General features: G+C 68.3%; 18 protein-coding genes. 17 read left to right on the top strand and 1 reads right to left on the bottom strand.

The features are described 5' to 3' along the window. Positions 1-29: 29 nt before the first annotated feature. From AB0J95_RS24430 to phzG, 14 genes are all read left to right on the top strand, one after another. Positions 30-1,421 (top strand): aminotransferase class V-fold PLP-dependent enzyme, encoded by a 1,392-nt coding sequence (locus AB0J95_RS24430; RefSeq protein ID WP_364761912.1) that lies wholly within the window; start codon positions 30-32, stop codon positions 1,419-1,421. 36 nt (positions 1,422-1,457) lie between these two features. Further along, complete coding sequence (locus tag AB0J95_RS24425; RefSeq protein WP_364761909.1) at positions 1,458-2,072, top strand: hypothetical protein; 615 nt, start codon at positions 1,458-1,460, stop codon at positions 2,070-2,072. Beyond that, complete coding sequence (locus tag AB0J95_RS24420; RefSeq protein ID WP_364761906.1) at positions 2,069-2,740, top strand: DUF6875 domain-containing protein; 672 nt, start codon at positions 2,069-2,071, stop codon at positions 2,738-2,740. Before AB0J95_RS24425 ends, AB0J95_RS24420 begins: the two co-directional genes overlap by 4 nt. Before the next feature lie 484 nt (positions 2,741-3,224). Continuing rightward, positions 3,225-3,641 carry a hypothetical protein gene (locus AB0J95_RS24415; protein ID WP_364761903.1) on the top strand — a complete coding sequence of 139 codons (417 nt, stop codon included), beginning with the start codon at positions 3,225-3,227 and terminating at the stop codon, positions 3,639-3,641. A 14-nt stretch (positions 3,642-3,655) separates the two neighbouring features. After that, the gene (locus tag AB0J95_RS24410) at positions 3,656-5,095 is read left to right on the top strand and encodes a multicopper oxidase domain-containing protein (RefSeq protein ID WP_364761900.1); all 1,440 of its coding nucleotides are present in this window, start codon (positions 3,656-3,658) and stop codon (positions 5,093-5,095) included. A gap of 55 nt (positions 5,096-5,150) precedes the next feature. Continuing rightward, complete coding sequence (locus AB0J95_RS24405; protein WP_364761897.1) at positions 5,151-5,771, top strand: L-threonylcarbamoyladenylate synthase; 621 nt, start codon at positions 5,151-5,153, stop codon at positions 5,769-5,771. 58 nt (positions 5,772-5,829) lie between these two features. Further along, positions 5,830-6,198, top strand: a complete 369-nt coding sequence (locus tag AB0J95_RS24400; RefSeq protein ID WP_364761894.1) for a YciI family protein — start codon at positions 5,830-5,832, stop codon at positions 6,196-6,198. Between the two features lie 5 nt (positions 6,199-6,203). After that, the gene (locus AB0J95_RS24395; protein WP_364762154.1) at positions 6,204-7,418 is read left to right on the top strand and encodes a sigma-70 family RNA polymerase sigma factor; all 1,215 of its coding nucleotides are present in this window, start codon (positions 6,204-6,206) and stop codon (positions 7,416-7,418) included. Continuing rightward, on the top strand, positions 7,415-8,017 hold the full coding sequence (locus AB0J95_RS24390; RefSeq protein WP_364761891.1) for a copper resistance CopC family protein: 603 nt from the start codon (positions 7,415-7,417) through the stop codon (positions 8,015-8,017). Before AB0J95_RS24395 ends, AB0J95_RS24390 begins: the two co-directional genes overlap by 4 nt. A 228-nt stretch (positions 8,018-8,245) precedes the next feature. After that, the gene (locus AB0J95_RS24385; protein ID WP_364761888.1) at positions 8,246-9,238 is read left to right on the top strand and encodes a ParB N-terminal domain-containing protein; all 993 of its coding nucleotides are present in this window, start codon (positions 8,246-8,248) and stop codon (positions 9,236-9,238) included. Between the two features lie 17 nt (positions 9,239-9,255). Beyond that, positions 9,256-9,879, top strand: a complete 624-nt coding sequence (locus AB0J95_RS24380; protein WP_364761885.1) for an isochorismatase family protein — start codon at positions 9,256-9,258, stop codon at positions 9,877-9,879. Then, the gene (locus AB0J95_RS24375; RefSeq protein ID WP_364761883.1) at positions 9,879-11,720 is read left to right on the top strand and encodes an anthranilate synthase family protein; all 1,842 of its coding nucleotides are present in this window, start codon (positions 9,879-9,881) and stop codon (positions 11,718-11,720) included. The genes AB0J95_RS24380 and AB0J95_RS24375 overlap by 1 nt, the downstream gene beginning before the upstream one ends. Further along, positions 11,717-12,070, top strand: a complete 354-nt coding sequence (locus AB0J95_RS24370) for a hypothetical protein (RefSeq protein ID WP_364761880.1) — start codon at positions 11,717-11,719, stop codon at positions 12,068-12,070. The genes AB0J95_RS24375 and AB0J95_RS24370 overlap by 4 nt, the downstream gene beginning before the upstream one ends. After that, positions 12,067-12,681, top strand: coding sequence for a phenazine biosynthesis FMN-dependent oxidase PhzG (gene phzG / locus AB0J95_RS24365; RefSeq protein ID WP_364761877.1), 615 nt, complete (start codon positions 12,067-12,069; stop codon positions 12,679-12,681). Before AB0J95_RS24370 ends, phzG begins: the two co-directional genes overlap by 4 nt. Positions 12,682-12,860: 179 nt before the next feature. Here phzG and AB0J95_RS24360 read toward each other — a convergent pair whose 3' ends face one another. Then, the gene (locus AB0J95_RS24360; RefSeq protein ID WP_364761874.1) at positions 12,861-13,697 is read right to left on the bottom strand and encodes a PhzF family phenazine biosynthesis protein; all 837 of its coding nucleotides are present in this window, start codon (positions 13,695-13,697) and stop codon (positions 12,861-12,863) included. A gap of 136 nt (positions 13,698-13,833) precedes the next feature. Here AB0J95_RS24360 and AB0J95_RS24355 point away from each other — a divergent pair, with 136 nt between their 5' ends. The 3 genes from AB0J95_RS24355 to asnB are packed head-to-tail and all read left to right on the top strand — an operon-like array spanning position 13,834 to position 17,170. Further along, positions 13,834-14,301, top strand: a complete 468-nt coding sequence (locus tag AB0J95_RS24355) for a PhzA/PhzB family protein (RefSeq protein WP_364761871.1) — start codon at positions 13,834-13,836, stop codon at positions 14,299-14,301. A gap of 13 nt (positions 14,302-14,314) precedes the next feature. Continuing rightward, positions 14,315-15,319 (top strand): methyltransferase, encoded by a 1,005-nt coding sequence (locus AB0J95_RS24350; protein ID WP_364761868.1) that lies wholly within the window; start codon positions 14,315-14,317, stop codon positions 15,317-15,319. 9 nt (positions 15,320-15,328) lie between these two features. Continuing rightward, positions 15,329-17,170, top strand: a complete 1,842-nt coding sequence (gene asnB, locus AB0J95_RS24345) for an asparagine synthase (glutamine-hydrolyzing) (RefSeq protein WP_364761866.1) — start codon at positions 15,329-15,331, stop codon at positions 17,168-17,170. Positions 17,171-17,172 lie beyond the last annotated feature (2 nt).

The raw sequence follows: 17,172 nt of genomic DNA, 5'->3' as shown, positions 1-17,172 counted from the left end.
TCTCTGTAGGCTCCCGGAAGGGTGTGATCATGGACCTTCGGTACTGGCTCCCGCGAGCGGTCGACGTCGTCGAGCGCTGGGGTGAGCGGTTCGGTCCATTCCAGCCGCATCCCTCACACGAGGTGAGCGACCACGCGTTCGCGGACGTCTTCGAGCAGTTCGCGAAACGCCTTGAGGACAACTACCCGTTCTTCCACCCCCGCTACGCCGGCCAGATGGTGAAACCACCGCACCCGGCCGCCGTCGCGGGCTATGTCACCGCGATGTTGTTCAACCCGAACAACCACGCGGCGGAGGGCGGGCCCGCCACCACCGAGATGGAGCGGGAATGTGTTGCCGCGCTGGCCGGGATGTTCGGGATGCGCGAGCACCTCGGGCACCTGACCACCAGCGGCACCATGGGCAACCTCGAAGCCCTGTATGTCGCCAGGGAAGCCCATCCCGGCAAGGGAATCGCGTTCAGCGCGGAATCTCACTACACGCACGAGCGGATGTGTCACGTCCTCGGCGTCCGCGGGCACAAGCTGCCCGTGGACGCCGTGGGCCGGATCGACCTCGATGCCCTCGACCACGTGCTCGCCACCGGGAAGATCGGGACTGTGGTCGTCACTACCGGGACGACGGGCCTGGGGGCCGTCGACCCGGTGCACGAGGTCGTTCCGCTCGCTCGCAAGTACGGCGTACGTGTGCACGTGGATGCCGCGTACGGCGGGTTCTTCACCCTGCTGGCGCAGTCCGGCGTCATCGATCCCGAGCCGTGGCAGGCGATCCCGGACTGCGACTCGGTGGTGGTCGACCCGCACAAGCACGGCCTGCAGCCCTATGGGTGCGGCGCGGTGCTGTTCTCGGATCCGCGGGCGGGACGGCACCTGATGCACGACTCGCCGTACACCTACTTCACCGACTCGGACCTGCACCTCGGTGAGATCAGCCTGGAGTGCTCGCGGGCGGGCGCGGCCGCCGCCGCGTTCTGGCTCACCACCCAGCTGCTGCCGCTCACCCCGGACGGGTTCGGCACGATCCTGGCCGGCAGCCGCCGCGCGGCGCTGCGCTGGGCGCAGCTCATCGACGAGTCCGCCGAGCTGCGCCTCTACCAACGGCCCCAGCTGGACATCGTCAACTATTTCCCCGCGGTGCCGCTGCAGACGTTGTCGGCCATCGACACCGCGTCGGACCGGCTGTTGCGCGACAGCATGGCCGCGGCGGACAACCCGGTCTACCTGAGCCTGCTGCGCACCACCGCCGACGCCTTCACCACGCGGCATCCGGGCACCGGGCGCGACGCCGGCTCGGCCAGGGTGCTGCGCAGCTGCCTGATCAAGCCGGAGTCCGAGGGCTACGTCGAGCAGCTGCACGCCCGGGTGGCGGACCTCGCCGCCGACGCCGCCGCCCCCATCGGGCAAACCGGTTTCTGGTGGTAACGCCGCTACCACCCCGTCCGCGGAGGGAAGTCCACAGTGTCCCCGATCGAAGCCCATGCCGACACCGCAGTCCTGGCCACCCCAGCAGACGTCGACGCCCTCGCCCACATGCTCGCCCAGGCGTTCCAGAACGACGCGCTGACCAAGTGGATCACCCCTGACGAGCAGCGCAGGGAACGGATCCTGCCCGACTTCTTCCGGGTGTTCCTGGAGATCTCGCTCGGCTACGACGCGGTCTACACCAACGCGCAGCGCGACGCGGCGCTGCTGTTCCTGCCGCCCGGCGCCTGGCACGAGGTCGAGCGGCGCGGAGTCGAGCTGTCCCAGCGGTTCGCCGCGATCCTCGGCGACGAGGTGGAGAAGATGGCCACGATCTCCGGCCTGCAGGCGGTGCACCACCCGATGGGCCGCGCGCACTACTACGTCTCGTTCGCCGGGGTCGACCCACAGCACCAACGGCACGGCGCGATGTCCGTGCTGGTCGACGCGCTGCTCGGGCGCGCCGACGCCGAGGAGATGGCCTGCTACACCGAGGCCAGCTCCGCGGGCGGTACCTGGGCCGCGCTGCGCAACGGGTTCGTGGAGGTCGGTGTGCGCATCGACATCCCCGGCGGCCCGACCCTGCGGCCGATGTGGCGGGAACCGCGATGACCGGTGACGACCACGTCCACATCTGGACGGCCGCCGAGATCGACGACGGCAAGGTACCCCCGGGCGACGCGCCGCACGTCGCCTCGATCCTCGGCTGGGCCCGCGACTTCCTGGTGTCCTCGCACCCGGATCTGGGCCGCAGCGGCCCGGTGTGCCCCTACACCCAGCCATCCCTGCGAAAAGGACTGTTCTATCTGGCCTCACTGACATCCGGTTCGGGCGGCCACGACCTCCCGGCCGCGGTGGAGGGCCTGCGCAGCTGGTACGAACGTCTGTCCGCGACACTGTCCACATCGGACCAAGAGTTGCTGACGATCCTGCTCGTGCTGCCACAGTTGGACTTTGACGATTCAACCGAGCTTGACGAGCTGCAGCGCAAGGCAAAGGATGGGTTCGTCGCGGACGGCTTGATGATCGGCCAGTTCCACCCGGTCTGCGACGAGCCCGGCCTGTGGAACCACGACTTCAAACCCCTGCGCGCGCCCATCCCCCTGCTCGCGATCCGCAAGCTGGTCGTCTTCGACCTGCCGTTCGTCATGGACACCGACGTCCACGCCGAAAGCTACCTGGAGCGCTTCGCGCCTGACATCCCCACGAGAATCCGCGACCAGCTCGTGAAGCGAGTGGCGACGGCGACCAAGAACAACCTCCAGACGGCGAACGGGTGAGATCGTGAGCGTGTCCCGGGACAGTGCGGTACCGATCGGACAGTGGTCCGAGGGGAGTGCCGAGGGTTGCTGTGACGGGTCTGTTGAGGGTTCCCGTGGCGGTTGCGCGGCGCGGATCGATTTTGTGCGGGGACCCCTGCGGCGCGCGGGCAGGCGAACAGCGGGCGGGTCTGGCGACCTGCCCGCCGGAGAGCTTGTGCGCGCCGCCACCCCACGCAAAATCGATCCGCACCGCGAAACCGCAGGGGCGCCCCGGGAATTCATCGCGGAGTCGCCCCAGGAACCCTCCGCGAGGTCACCTCGGGGATCCGCCGCGCAGTCGCCCGGGGAAACCCTTGTCTCATCCCGCCCAAGCTCAAGCTCCGCCGAGGGAGCCCTTGCCTCGCCCGGTGAGATCCGGGACCCGCGCCCCGAAGCCGCACCGGCGACCCGCCACCCCCGGATCGTCCCCGTTTTCCTCTTCGCGCTGGGGGTTTCGGCGATCATGGCGTGGTCACTACGGGACAATGCGCGGTTCCTGCCGTTCCGCGAGATCTCCCGGCACGCGCTGGCGCAGATGGACGGCCACGCGATGACCGGCTACGTCCCGCCGGCCCCGGTCACCGGCGAGGCGGTCATCAACTACCCCGGCCTGATCATGTTCGCGCTCCATCTCACGGCGATCTGCATCGCCGTTGCCGCGTGGGCGGTCCGGCGGCGCTGGAATGTCCACAGTGTCCTGACGCGGGTGGTCTTCGCCGGGGTGGTGGCGATAGGCGCTGCCGCGGTCACGTTGCCGATCGCGGGGATGTCGCTGGGGACGGCGATTCTGTTCTCGGGGACGGTTGCCGCCGCCATGGCGGTGTTGCAGTACACGTTCGTGCTCGTTTTGGTGGGCACCGCTTTTTTCGGTGTCCCGTAGGAAAGGTTACGCGGATGCTCAACCGTAGAGGCACTTTGAAACTGGGCGCGGTGGCCGGTGTTGCGCTTGCCCTGCCGGCGGAGCGTCTGGTGTCGGCGGTCACCGGCAGCGCGCCGAAGGTGGCGGCGTTCCAGCAGCAGCTGCCGATCCCGCCGGTGTTGTCCCCCGTCTACTCGGACCGGTCGACCGACTACTACGAGATGACGATCAAGCAGGCCACCGCGGAGATCCTGCCCGGTGTGCAGACGAACGTGTTGACGTTCAACGGGAGTTTCCCCGGCCCGACCATCAAGGCCACCAAGGGCCGTGCGATCAAGGTGACCGTGACCAACGGCGGCGACAGCCCCGCGGCGGTCCACCTGCACGGCGGCAACGTCCCGCACGACAGCGACGGCCACCCGCTGGACGTGATCCAGCCGGGCAAGTCGCGCACCTACGACTACCCGAACGCCCAGCGCGCGGGCACCCTCTGGTACCACGACCACGCGCATCACCTTGAGTCCGAACACATCTACCGCGGCCTGGCCGGGATGTACCTGATCGAGGACCGCACCGAGGCGCCCACGCTGCCGCGCGGCCAGTTCGACATCCCGCTGATGTTCCGCGATGTGGCGCTGGACGACCAGGGTCAGCTGCTGTGGGGCAACTTCGACGCCGACCGCCGCAACATCCTGCTGGTCAACGGGGTTCCGCAGCCGCAGCTGAAGGTCCGCCGCCGGCTCTACCGGCTGCGCCTGGCCAACGTGTCCAACGACCGGCTGATGAAGGTGAAGCTGAGCAACGGCGCGGAGTTCCTGCAGATCGGCACGGACGGCGGGCTGATGGCGCGGCCGGTGCGGCGCACCGAGATCGGCCTGTTCCCGGCCGAGCGCGTGGATGTCGTGGTGGACTTCAGCAACGTCGCCGGCGGCAGCCAGGTCAAGCTGATCAACTCGCTGGGCGAGAACCCGGGCTGCACCGAGGTGATGGCCTTCCAGGTGACCGAGGGGGCCCGGCGCGGCCAGCCGGACGACGACGACGCCTCGGTGCCGCAGAAGCTCAGCGTGCTGCCGCCGATCGGCGCGCCGGTGATGACCACCCGGAAAGTCGTGCTGAGCTTCGACTTCCAGAACGCGGTCTTCATGATCAACGGGAAAACCTATGACCCGCAACGGGTCGACTTCACCGTCAAGCGCGGCAGCACGGAGATCTGGGAGGTCACCAACGCCGACCCGGACCCGATCCCGCACTCGATGCACGTGCACCTGGTGCAGTTCCGCGTGCTGGACCGGGACGGCAAGCCGGTGGAGCCGTGGGAGGCCTACCCGAAGGACACGGTGTCCATCCCGTCCGGCCAGACCGTGCGGATCCTGATCAAGTGGGACAGCCAGTTCACCGGGATCTACCCGTTCCACTGCCACTTCGTCGGCCACTCGTCGATGGCGATGATGGCGCAGGTCAACATCGTGCCATGACATGTCCACAGTGTCTTCGCGAGTGGACCGCGGCGGTGCACCGTAGACTCCCGTCATGGCGAGGTACTTCGACGTGCACCCGGACAACCCGCAGCGGCGGGCGATCAGCCAGGTCGTCGACCTGATCCGGAACGACGGCCTGGTCGCCTACCCGACCGACTCCTGTTACGCGCTGGGCTGCCGGCTGGGCAACAAGGACGGCATCGAGCGGATCAAGCAGATCCGGCACCTGGACGACCGGCACCACTTCACCCTGGTGTGCCAGGACTTCGCCCAGCTGGGCCAGTTCGTCTACGTCGACAACGCGGTGTTCCGCGCGATCAAGGCCGCCACCCCGGGCAGCTACACGTTCATCCTGCCGGCCACCAAGGAGGTGCCGCGCCGGCTGCTGCACCCCAAGAAGAAGACCGTGGGCGTGCGCATTCCCGACCACACGGTCACCCAGGCGCTGCTCGGCGAGCTCGGTGAGCCGCTGGTGTCCAGCACGCTGCTGATGCCGGACGAGGACGAGCCGATGACCCAGGGCTGGGAGATCAAGGAACGCCTGGACAACGTCGTGGACGCGGTGATCGACTCCGGCGAGTGCGGCACCACGCCGACCACGGTGATCGACTTCTCCGAGGGGGACGCCGAGATCCTCCGGGTCGGGGCCGGCGATCCGGCCCGGTTCGAGTGAGTAATGTCGAGGACGGTCCGGCGGCTCCGACCAGGCGGGTGAAAGGAGTGATACAGACATGAAGTTCCTTCTGATCATGAATGTGAACCCGCAGGTGCTGGACGCGTTGACCGAGGCCGAGCGCAACGCCATCGGCGCAGGTCACGGCGATTTCATGGACACCATCCGGGAGACCGGCGAGTTCATCCTCACCCAGGCCCTGGCCGACCCGTCCAACAGCGCGGTGGTCCGCGCGCGGGGCGGTGCCCCGGTGGTCACCGACGGGCCGTTCGCCGAGTCCAAGGAGTACATGGGCGGCTTCTACCTGGTCGAATGCGAGAGCCGGGAGCGTGCCATCGAGCTGGCCGGGATGATCCCGGACACCCGGATCGACGGGCTGGGCGTCGAGGTGCGGCCGGTCATGTTCGAGGCCGGTCTGGAGATGTGACCCACGTGGACATCGAGGGCCTGCTGCGCGTGCTCGCGCCGCAGGTCCTCGGTGTGCTCGTGCGCAAACACGGCCAGTTCGACGCCTGCGAGGACGCGGTCCAGGAGGCGCTGCTGGCCGCGGCGACCCAGTGGCCTCGCGAGGGCATGCCGGACAGCCCGAAGTCGTGGCTGATCACGGTGGCGACCCGGCGCCTGGTCGACGAGTTCCGCAGCGACCAGGCCCGGCGGCGGCGCGAGGAGGCGGTCTACGACCCGGTCGAGGCCGAGGTGCCCGACCAGGACGACACGCTGAAGATGCTGTTCCTGTGCTGTCACCCGGACCTGACCCCGGCCTCGCAGGTCGCGCTGACCCTGCGCGCGGTCGGCGGGCTGACCACCGGCCAGATCGCGCAGGCGTTCCTGGTCCCGGAACCGACCATGGGCCAGCGGATCAGCCGCGCCAAGAAGACGATCAAGGCGACCGGGCTGCCCGAGCCGCAGGAGTGGGCCGAGCGGCTGCGGGCGGTCCTGCACGTGCTGTACCTGATCTTCAACGAGGGCTACACCGCGACATCCGGCCCTGACCTGCACACTCCCGAGCTGGCGGCCGAGGCGATCCGGCTGACCCGGACCGTGCACGTGCTGCTGCCGGACGACGGCGAGGTGGCCGGGCTGCTGGCGCTGATGCTGCTCACCGACGCCCGGCGGGCGGCCCGGACCAGCCCGGACGGCGACCTGGTCCCGCTGGCCGAGCAGGACCGGTCGCTGTGGAACCGGGAGTTCATCGCCGAGGGCACCCGGCTGGTCGAGGACGCCATGTCGCGCTGCCCGGTCGGGCCGTACCAGTTGCAGGCCGCGATCGCCTCGCTGCACGACGAGGCCAAGACCGACGCGGACACCGACTGGCAGCAGATCCTGGTGCTGTACCGGATCCTGGCCCGGCTCGCACCCAACCCGATGGTGACGCTGAACCACGCCATCGCACTGGCCATGGTGGACGGTCCGCTGGCCGGCCTGGAACTGCTGTCCACATTGGACTCCGACGACCGGATGGCCAAGCACCACCGGCTTTCCGCGGTCCGCGCACACCTGTACGAGATGGCCGGGGACCTTCCGGCCGCACGGCAGGCCTACGCCGAGGCCGCCCGCCGCACCAGCAGTCTCCCGGAACGCCGGTACCTGGAGGCCAGGATCGCCGCGTTGGGAGCAGCCGGACCGACTCCAGGAGCCGACTCATGATCCTCAGGCGTACCGCCGCAACCCTGCTGCTGGCCGCGACGGCGATGCTCGGCACCGCCGTGCCCGCGCTCGCGCACACCGAGCTCAAGAGCAGCGACCCGGCGTCCGGCGCGCGGCTGGCCACGCCGCCCGCGCGGGTCACGCTGACGTTCACCGAGGACGTGCAGGAGATCGGCGTCGACATCAAGGTCTCCGGCCCGCAGGGCGCGCAGTGGAACATGACCCGCCCGGAGGTCAAGGGCGCGGTGGTGACCTCGGCGGTCATCCCGTCCGGGCCGCCCGGTGACTACACCCTGACCTGGAAGGTGATCTCGGCCGACGGGGACAAGGTGAGCGGCAAGGTGGCGTTCACCCTGACCGGCCCGGCGACCAGCGCCGGAGGCGCGGCCACGACCGGCGTCACGTCCGGCACGGGGACGGCGGTCATCACTCCCAGCGCTTCGGCGCCGGGCGGGCCGTTGACACCGGCGCCATCAGCGCAGGAGCAGGACAGCAGCAGCGGAATGCCGTGGTGGCTGTGGCTGGTCATCGGCCTCGTGGTGATCGCCGCGATCGTGGCCGGGCTTCTGCTCGTCCGGCGGGCCAAGTCGGCAGGCTGACTCAGTTGGACTGATCGATTTTGTGTTAGAACTGGGAGTAGGTACACCCCTGTTCGCCGGAGGAACTCCCGCCCGTCCCGGGAGCCGCGACTAGGGGGTGAGGTTCTCATACTCCAGACCACACCACCTCACTACCGGTGGGTGCCGCGGTCACTGGTGCCGGGGCTGCCGGGACTGGGAATCTGGTCGTCGTGTGCGGGTCACGCCGTGACGACTGGAGGTCGTGAAGTGACCAACTTCGCTGCTGTCAGCCTCTCACGGGACGATTTCGAGTACCTCGACGCGAGCGGGAGCTCCGGGCCGGTGGTCCGGGTGGCCATCCGCGCGTTGCGCGTGGCCGGGTCGCCCCGGATGGCCGGCGAGAACCTGGAGCATGTCCGGACGCTCGCCGACACCCCGGACGAACTGCCACCGATCATCGTGCACCGGCCGACGATGCGGGTCATCGACGGTGTGCACCGGCTGCGCGCGGCCAAACTCCGCAACCAGCAGGACATCGCGGTCCGGTTCTTCGACGGGGACGAGGCCGACTGCTTCGTGCTCGCGGTGCGGGCCAACGTCTCCCACGGCCTGCCGCTGTCGCTGGCCGAGCGGAAGGCCGCGGCGACAAGCATCGTGGCCTCGCATCCACATTGGTCGGACCGGCTGATCGCCTCGGTCACCGGGCTGTCGGCCAAGACGATCGGCGAGGTGCGGCGCACGGTCAAGGCCCCGCAGCCGGACCGGCGGATCGGCCAGGACGGCCGGGTCCGCCCGATCAACAGCCTGGAGAAGCGGCGGCTGGCCAGCAACCTCATGCGCGCCGACCCGAACCTCTCGCTGCGCCAGGTGGCCAAGGCCGCCGGGATCTCCCCGGAGACCGCCCGCGCGGTACGGGCCCGGCTGCAGCGCGGTGAGGATCCCGCGGTGCGGCAACGCGTTGGCACCCGCAAGAACGAGGAGAAGCGGCAGCCGAAACCCCAGCCGCCCACGCCGTTGCCCGACCGCTCGACCGTCCTTCGTTACCTGCGCACGGATCCGACCCTCCGGTTCACCGATACCGGGCGCACCCTGTTGCGCCTGCTGGACGTGCACTCGATGCCCAACGAGCGCTGGGCGACGATGGTGCGCAACGTGCCGCCGCACTGCCGGGAGACCATCGCCCAGGCGGCGCTGGAGTGCGCACGTGTCTGGCGCACGGTGGCCGAACAGTTGGAACGCAACAGCCACGGCCACGGATAGTTCCTAGGGAGCCAACGATGGTGGGAATTCCCGCAATCGAGCCGTACACCATGCCCGCTCCGGCCGACCTGCCGGACAACATCGCCCGGTGGACCGCGGACCCGGCCAGGGCGGTGCTGCTGATCCACGACATGCAACGGTTCTTCATCCGGCCGTTCCCGGCCGAGGTGTCACAACCGTTGGTGGCCAACGTGACCCACTTACGGGACCGCTGCCGGGAGCTGGGCGTGCCGGTCGGGTACACGGCCCAGCCGGGCGGGATGACCGTGGAGCAACGGGGGCTGCTGAAGGACTTCTGGGGCCCGGGGATGAAGGTCGACCCGGCCGACCGGGAGGTGGTCGAGCCGCTGCGGCCGGAGCCGGGGGACTGGGTCTTCACGAAATGGCGCTACAGCGCGTTCTTCCGGTCGGACCTGCTGCACCGGATGCGCGCGACCGAACGCGACCAGCTGATCGTCTGCGGGGTGTACGCGCACGTCGGCGTGCTGATGACCACTTTGGACGCGTTCTCCAACGACATCAAGCCGTTCCTGGTCGCCGACGCGATCGCGGACTTCTCCGCGGCCTACCACCAGCTCGCGATGGACTACGCGGCCACCCGTTGCGCGGTCGTGGTGACCGCCAAGGAGGTCCTGAGCTGATGGACCTCCTCGACCGGGTCCTGGCCGCCCAGCCGCCGCCCTTCGCCCTGCTGCACCGGCCCGCGACGATCGGCCAGGACCGGCTGGACGTCATCGTCGGCGAAGTGTCCACACCGGACCGGATCGCGGACATCCCCCTCGCGGAGGACTCCGAGCCGGGCCAGGAGGTGCTGGCGATCATCCCGTTCCGCCAGCTGACCGAACGCGGTTTCGCCTGTGTGGACGATGGTTCGCCGTTGCTGGCCATGCGGATCACCGAGCAGGCCGTGATCCCGTTGCACGAGGTCCTGGCCCGCATCCCGGTGGTGCCGATCAAGCTGGCGAACGGGCACTTCGACGTCGACGACGAGACCTACGCGGAAACCGTGGGACGGATCATCTCGGAGGAGATCGGCGCCGGGCACGGCGCGAACTTCGTGATCCGCCGGACGTTCACCGCGGACATCACCGGCTACCGCGCGGCCAGTGCGCTGACCTTCTTCCGCCGGCTGTGCGAACACGAGGCAGGCGCGTACTGGACGTTCATCGTCCACACTGGAACGCACACGTTTGTCGGTGCCACCCCGGAACGCCACGTGAGCCTGCACGACGGGCTCGCCGTGATGAACCCGATCAGCGGCACCTACCGGTACCCGTCCACCGGGCCGACACTGGCCGGCCTGATGGAGTTCCTCGGCGACGGCAAGGAGAACGACGAGCTGCACATGGTCGTCGACGAGGAACTGAAGATGATGGCGCGCATCTGCGCCGGCGGCGGCCGGGTGGTCGGCCCGTACCTCAAGGAAATGGCGCGGCTCGCACACACCGAGTACTTCATTGAGGGACGCTCCACTCGGGACCCGCGGGACATCCTGTGGGAGACCATGTTCGCGCCCACCGTGACCGGCAGCCCGCTGGAGAGCGCCTGCCGGGTGATCAGCAGGCACGAACCCGACGGGCGCGGGTACTACAGCGGCGTGCTGGCGTTGATCGGCCGCAATCCAGGGGGTTCGCGGGCGATGGACTCCGCGATCATGATCCGCACCGCCGATGTCGAGGCGAGTGGGAGGGTGCGGATCAGCGTGGGGGCCACCTTGGTGCGGCACTCCGACCCGATGTCCGAAGTGGACGAGACACGGGCGAAGGCGGCCGGCCTGCTGGCGGCATTGGGGGTCGGGCAGCGCGACCGGTTCTCGGACGTTCCCGAGGTCCGGGAGGCGCTGGCCCGGCGGACGGACGGCCTGGCCTCGTTCTGGCTCGCCGGGGCGGAGACTGCGCCGGATCCCTTGCTGGCCGGGCGTTCTGTGCTCGTGGTGGACGCGGAGGACACGTTCACCGCGATGATCGCGCACCAGCTGCGGTCGCTGGGGCTGGTGGTGACGGTTCGCCGGTTCGACGAAGAGTACACATGGGACGGTGCGGACCTGGTCGTGATGGGGCCGGGTCCTGGTGATCCCAACGACATCGAGCATCCCCGGATCGCGCACCTGCACCAGGCTCTTGGTGAGTTGCTGGCCACCCGCCGCAAGTTCGTCGCGGTGTGCCTGAGCCACCAGGTGCTCAGCCGGTTGCTGGGGCTGCCGGTGCTGCGCTGCCCGGTGTCGAACCAGGGTACGCAGAAGCAGATCGACCTGTTCGGCTCGGCGGAGACCGTGGGGTTCTACAACGCCTTCGCCGCGCACAGCGACGAGGAGAAGATCGACCACCAGGGGACCGTGGTCGAGGTGAGCCGGTCCGGTACGGAGGTGAACGCCTTGCGGGGAGGGCACTTCGCGTCCATGCAGTTCCACGCCGAGTCGGTGCTCACCCTGGACGGGCCGCGCATCCTGGCCACCCGGATCAAGGAGGTGCTCGGCGGATGAAGGCATCGATCAGCTGGTGGGACCTGTCCGGATCGGAGCAGACCATCGACTCGCTGCGCGAGTACCTGCGCGACGAGGGCGTGCGGCCGTGGGCCTCGGTCCCGGGGCTGCGGCTGAAGTTCTGGGTCGCCGACCGCCCCGGGAACCGTTGGGGCGCGGTGATGTTGTGGGAGACCATGCCCGACGAGAACACCCCGTTGCCGCCGCACAAGGCGATGGAGCTGATCGGGTACCCGCCGACCGAGCGGATCCGGTTCGACGTCGAGGCGACCATGGAAGGCATCTACACCGACCCCGTCCTCACGGGAATCGGTCCCGCGTGCGAGAAGCTACCGACGGAGGAGCAGTGAGCGAGGCGTCCGTGCTTACGGTCTCAGAGTTCGACCAGCCACCCGAGGAGCCGATGGGCCTCTTCAAGGCCTGGTTCGAGGCCGCCAGACAGGGCGGCATCCGCGAACCCGGCGTGGTCGCCCTGGCCACCGCGACTCCCGAAGGCCTGGTGTCCAACCGGATCGTCCAGACCATCAAGATCACCGACACCGGCTGGATCTTCACAAGTCATGCGGGCAGCCAAAAGGGCCGCGACATCGACGCGACCCACTGGGCCTCCGGGGTGTTCTACTGGCGGGAGACCAGCCAGCAGCTGATCATCGCCGGGCACGTCAACCGCCTGCCGGACAGCGAGTCCGACGCCCTCTGGTTCGCCCGCCACCCCAGCACCCACCCGATGTCGGTGGCGGCCCACCAAAGCGAGCTGCTGGAGTCGGAGGAAGCCCTGCGCGAAGAGGCCCAGCGCCTGGCCGAAACCGGCGAACCCCTGCCCCGCCCGGAAGCCTGGCTCGGCTACGAGCTCAAGATCGAGCACATCGAGTTCTGGCAGGGCAGTCCGGACCGCCTGCACCGCCGCCTCCGCTACGACCTGGTGGACGGCACCTGGACCCACACCCGCCTCCAACCCTGACCCACCCGCGGCGTGTCCCCCTTTCCTCCCCCGCGTGTCCCCTTTTCCTCCACCCTGAATTCTCCTCGCCATGTCTCAACGGAGAACTCGGGTTGGAGCAGAGGGGGACACACCCTGGAGGAAAAGGGGACACACCGCGGAGGAACGGGGGACACGCCGGGGAGGAAAGGGGGGCACGGCTAGAGGAGGAGGCGGCCGCGGGCGACGATGACCGAAGTGCCCGCTACCTCGGCGAGGGTGATGTTGTCCGGCGTTCCTTGGGCCTGGGCGTACATCCGTGAGGTCCGGCCCATCTCGACGCCCTGCTGGACCTCTATGCGGGTGCCGAACTTCGTCAGGCCGTGCCGTCCCAAGTGGATCGCCAGCGGCACCGCGGCCGACCCGGTCGCCGCGTCCTCGGCGACCCCGTACGCCGGCGAGAACATCCGCATCCGCCATTCCGCCCCCGCCCCGGCGAAACAAATCGCGGACATGTCCTCGTGGTCCGCGAGTTGCAGCAGATCCGGCCGGACCGCGGACAACGAAGGAATATCGGGCAGTCCGACAAATGTGTGCCTCGGTCCGATGTGATAGATCTCCACCGGCACCGTCGACGATTCAAGGCCGAGCGCTTTGAGCAGTTCGGCCGTTTTCTCGTACGGTTTCCAGGTCGGAATGGGCTGCCGCATCCGCGCCCAGTGGACTTTGCCGTCCACCCGGTCGAATTCGAAACCGATCTTGCCCATTCCGGTTTCCATCGTCAGCCGGTCGCCGGCATGGACCTCGGCGAGGACGAACGCGGTGCCCATGGTCGGATGACCGGCGAACGGCAGCTCGTTGACCGGCGTGAAGATCCGGACGCGCACGTCACCGCCGTCTTCCGGCGGCAGCACGAACACCGTCTCTGACAGGTTCATCTCGCGGGCGATTCGCTGCATCCGCTCCGCCGGAATGTCGCGCGCGTCCAGCAGGACCGCGACCGGGTTGCCTTCCAGCGGGGTGTCGGTGAAGACGTCGGCGATCACATAGTCGTGCATTTTCCCAACGTATCACTGTCCAGGCGGAGAAATGTCCCTGGTTGGACGCTCGTTGACACCCGAGAGCGTCCTGGTTACAAATGGTTCCAGGAGTGTGCGCGTTCGTTTTTCCAGACAACTGCGAGGTCCGACACAAATGACCGTTACCACCGAGGCTGAGCTGCGGCGGCGGAACCGGGCCGTGGTCGAGGACTATATGAGCCGGTACGGCGAGAACCGGCTGACCCGCTACCTCCTGTTCACCGAGGACGGCAGTGCCGGACTGTACACAGGGGACACCGAGACGCCGATCGTGTCCAAGGGCCACGAGAAGCTCAGGGCGCACGGCGAGTGGTCGCTGCGGATGTTCCCGGACTGGCGCTGGATCAACATCGAGGTCTTCGAGACGCAGGATGCGAACCGGTTCTGGGTGGAGTGCGACGGCGAGGGCAAGATCCTCTACCCGGCCTACCCGCCCGGCTTCTACCGCAACCACTTCATCCACTCCTTCGAGCTGACCGACGGAAAGATCGTCACGCAGCGGGAGTTCATGAACCCGTACAACCAGCTCCGGGCGCTGGGCATCGAGATCCCGGTCATCAACCGAGGCGGTATCCCCACCTGAAAGGGTCAGTGCAGTGAAGGTCGACTTGAAGGCGGCCCAGGACGCGGTCGAGCTGATCACCGGCGGCTGGCGGGCGCAGTGCCTCTACACCGCGGTCAAGCTGGGGATCCCGGACCTGATCGAAGAGGGCAAGACCACCAACGCCGAGCTCGCCGAGGCCACCGGGTCCAAAGAGGAGGGCATCCACCGGCTGATGCGCCTGCTCGTGGCGATGGGGGTGTTCGAGGGCAACGGCACCAAGGGTTACACCAACACCCCGGTCAGCACGGTCCTGCTGAACACGCCGGACTCGTTGCGGGACATGTGCCTGCTCTACGGCGAGGAGTTCTACACCGCGTGGGCGCACGCCAAGGAGTCGATCACCACGGTGACCGCCGGCTTCGAGATCGCCTACGGGGAACCGCTTTACACCTACCTCAGCCACGATGAGGACGCCACCGAACGGTTCCAGCTCGCGATGAAGGCGGGCAACCTGTTCTTCGACTACGTGCCGGACGTGATCGACCTGCACGGCAAGACCTTCGTGGACGTCGGCGGCGGCCCCGGCCAGCTCACCGCGGCGATCCTCAAGGGCGTCCCGGACGCGCGCGCCAAGCTGATGGACCGCGACCACGTCATCCCGGTGGCCAAGGAGAACCTGGCCGCCGAGGTCGGGCTGGACCGCGTGGAGCTGTTCGGCGGGGACATGTTCAAGGGTGTGCCCGAGGGCGGCGACATCTACTTCCTCTGCCGGGTGCTGGCCGGGTGGAGCGACGAGGCGATCACCGGTGTGTTCGAGAACTGCCGCAAGGCCATGAAGGACAACGACTCGCGGCTGATCATCCTGGAACGCGTTGTGGTGGACGAGGACTCGACGGTCCTGCCCGCGCTGTGGGACCTGCACCTGTTGATGACCAACGGTGGCAGGCACCGCTCGGTGGACAAGTTCACCACCCTGCTGGACAACGCCGGCCTGGACGTGGAACGCGTCGCCGACCTGCCCGTGGAGACCACCGCGATCATCGCCGCCCCCAGGTAGGAGACTCCCATGTGCGGAATCGCAGGCTGGGTCGCCTATGACTCAGACCTGACGGCCCAGCGCGACATCACCGACGCGATGACCGGGACCATGGCCTGTCGTGGGCCGGACGACTCGGGCACGTGGATCCGGCCGCATGTCGCGCTCGGGCACCGGCGGTTGGCGATCATCGATCTGCCCGGTGGTCGCCAGCCGATGGAGTTCGAGACCCCACAGGGCCCGATCGCTGTCGTCTACAGTGGAGAGACCTACAACTACCGGGAACTGCGGGCCTGGCTGACCGGCAAGGGCCACAAGTTCCGCACCGACAGTGATACCGAGGTCGTGCTGCACGCGTACCTCGAGTGGGGTGAGGCGTTCGCCGAGCGCCTCAACGGCATGTACGCGTTGGCGATCTGGGACCAGCGGCACGAGAAGCTGGTCATGGTCCGAGACCGGCTGGGCATCAAGCCGTTCTACGTCTACCCGACGCCGGACGGTGTCCTTTTTGGATCGGAGCCCAAGGCGATCCTGGCCAACCCGGGTGTGCGCCGGGTGGTGGACATCGACGGCCTGCGCGAGCTCGTCTCGTTCGTGCAGACGCCGAAGTGGGCGCTGTGGAAGGGAATGAGCGAGATCGAGCCGGGCACGGTGGTCACCGTGTCCCGGATCGGCATCCGCACGCGGACCTACTGGAAGCTGGAACCGCAGCCGCACGAGGACGATCTGGACTCGACGATCCTCAAGGTCCGGCACCTGATGACGGACACCGTGCACCGCCAGCTCGTCGCCGATGTCCCGCGGTGTGTCCTGCTGTCCGGTGGCCTCGATTCCAGTGCGGTGACCGGGCTCGCTGCCAAGCACCTGGCCGGACAAGGCGAGCAGATCCGGACGTTCTCGGTGGACTTCGTCGGCAGGGAGGAGACGTTCAAGGCCGACGAGGCCCGCGACACGCCGGACACGCCGTTCATCCGGGATGTCGTGGACATGGTGCACCCCTTGCACAAGTTCGTGACGCTGGACGCGAGCGTGCTCACCGACCCGGATCTGCGCCGCGAGGTGGTCACCGCGCGGGACATGCCGATCGGGTTCGGCGAGATGGACACCTCGCTTTACCTGCTGTTCCAGGCTATCCGGGAAGAGTCTACTGTGGCCTTGTCCGGTGAGTCGGCCGACGAGGTGTTCGGCGGGTACCGCTGGATGCACGACCCCGAGGTGATCAGGACCGACAACTTCCCGTGGATGGTCTACCAGAGCGCGATGAGCGGGGACCGGGCCGCGATCATGTGCCCGCACCTGCGCGGAAAGCTCGACATCCCGGGCTATGTCGCCGACCAGTACGCGACCGCGGTGTCGGCGGTCGAGCACCGGGACGGCGACAGCGAGTACGAGCGGCGGATGCGGGTGAACCAGAACCTGCACCTGACCCGGTTCGTCCGGATGATGCTGGACCGCAAGGACCGCATCTCGATGGCGGTCGGTCTGGAGGTCCGCGTCCCGTTCTGTGACCACCGGCTGGTCGAGTACCTCTACAACACGCCGTGGTCGATGAAGTCCTTCGACGGCAGGGAGAAGAGCCTGCTGCGGCACGCGACCTCGCACGTGGTCCCGGAGTCCGTGCAGCAACGGCTCAAGGCCTCCTATCCGTCCACTCAGGACCCGAGCTACAACGCCGAACTGCAGCAGCAGGCCAAGGAAGTGCTGGCCGAACGCAGTCATCCGGCGATGGCACTGGTGGACTGGGACTGGCTGACCGAGGCGATCGAACGCGACCCGGCCGGCCTGCCCAGCAATGTCCGCCGGGGCATCGACCGCGTGCTGGACCTGTACCACTGGTTCGACATCTACCGCCCTGAGATCGAGCTACCGTAAGG

It is taken from the genome of Actinocrispum sp. NPDC049592 (assembly GCF_040675465.1).
Classification (GTDB): Bacteria; Actinomycetota; Actinomycetes; order Mycobacteriales; family Pseudonocardiaceae; genus Kibdelosporangium.
Note: the sequence above shows the minus strand (reverse complement) of the source record. Positions and strands in the feature narration are given on the sequence as shown.

Coding starts and splice junctions, on each gene's coding strand:
- AB0J95_RS24430 (WP_364761912.1), top strand. CDS start 30: ATGGACCTTCGGTACTGGCTCCCGCGAGCGGTCGACGTCGTCGAGCGC.
- AB0J95_RS24420 (WP_364761906.1), top strand. CDS start 2,069: ATGACCGGTGACGACCACGTCCACATCTGGACGGCCGCCGAGATCGAC.
- AB0J95_RS24415 (WP_364761903.1), top strand. CDS start 3,225: ATGGCGTGGTCACTACGGGACAATGCGCGGTTCCTGCCGTTCCGCGAG.
- AB0J95_RS24410 (WP_364761900.1), top strand. CDS start 3,656: ATGCTCAACCGTAGAGGCACTTTGAAACTGGGCGCGGTGGCCGGTGTT.
- AB0J95_RS24405 (WP_364761897.1), top strand. CDS start 5,151: ATGGCGAGGTACTTCGACGTGCACCCGGACAACCCGCAGCGGCGGGCG.
- AB0J95_RS24400 (WP_364761894.1), top strand. CDS start 5,830: ATGAAGTTCCTTCTGATCATGAATGTGAACCCGCAGGTGCTGGACGCG.
- AB0J95_RS24390 (WP_364761891.1), top strand. CDS start 7,415: ATGATCCTCAGGCGTACCGCCGCAACCCTGCTGCTGGCCGCGACGGCG.
- AB0J95_RS24380 (WP_364761885.1), top strand. CDS start 9,256: ATGGTGGGAATTCCCGCAATCGAGCCGTACACCATGCCCGCTCCGGCC.
- AB0J95_RS24375 (WP_364761883.1), top strand. CDS start 9,879: ATGGACCTCCTCGACCGGGTCCTGGCCGCCCAGCCGCCGCCCTTCGCC.
- AB0J95_RS24370 (WP_364761880.1), top strand. CDS start 11,717: ATGAAGGCATCGATCAGCTGGTGGGACCTGTCCGGATCGGAGCAGACC.
- AB0J95_RS24360 (WP_364761874.1), bottom strand. CDS start 13,697: ATGCACGACTATGTGATCGCCGACGTCTTCACCGACACCCCGCTGGAA.
- AB0J95_RS24355 (WP_364761871.1), top strand. CDS start 13,834: ATGACCGTTACCACCGAGGCTGAGCTGCGGCGGCGGAACCGGGCCGTG.
- asnB (WP_364761866.1), top strand. CDS start 15,329: ATGTGCGGAATCGCAGGCTGGGTCGCCTATGACTCAGACCTGACGGCC.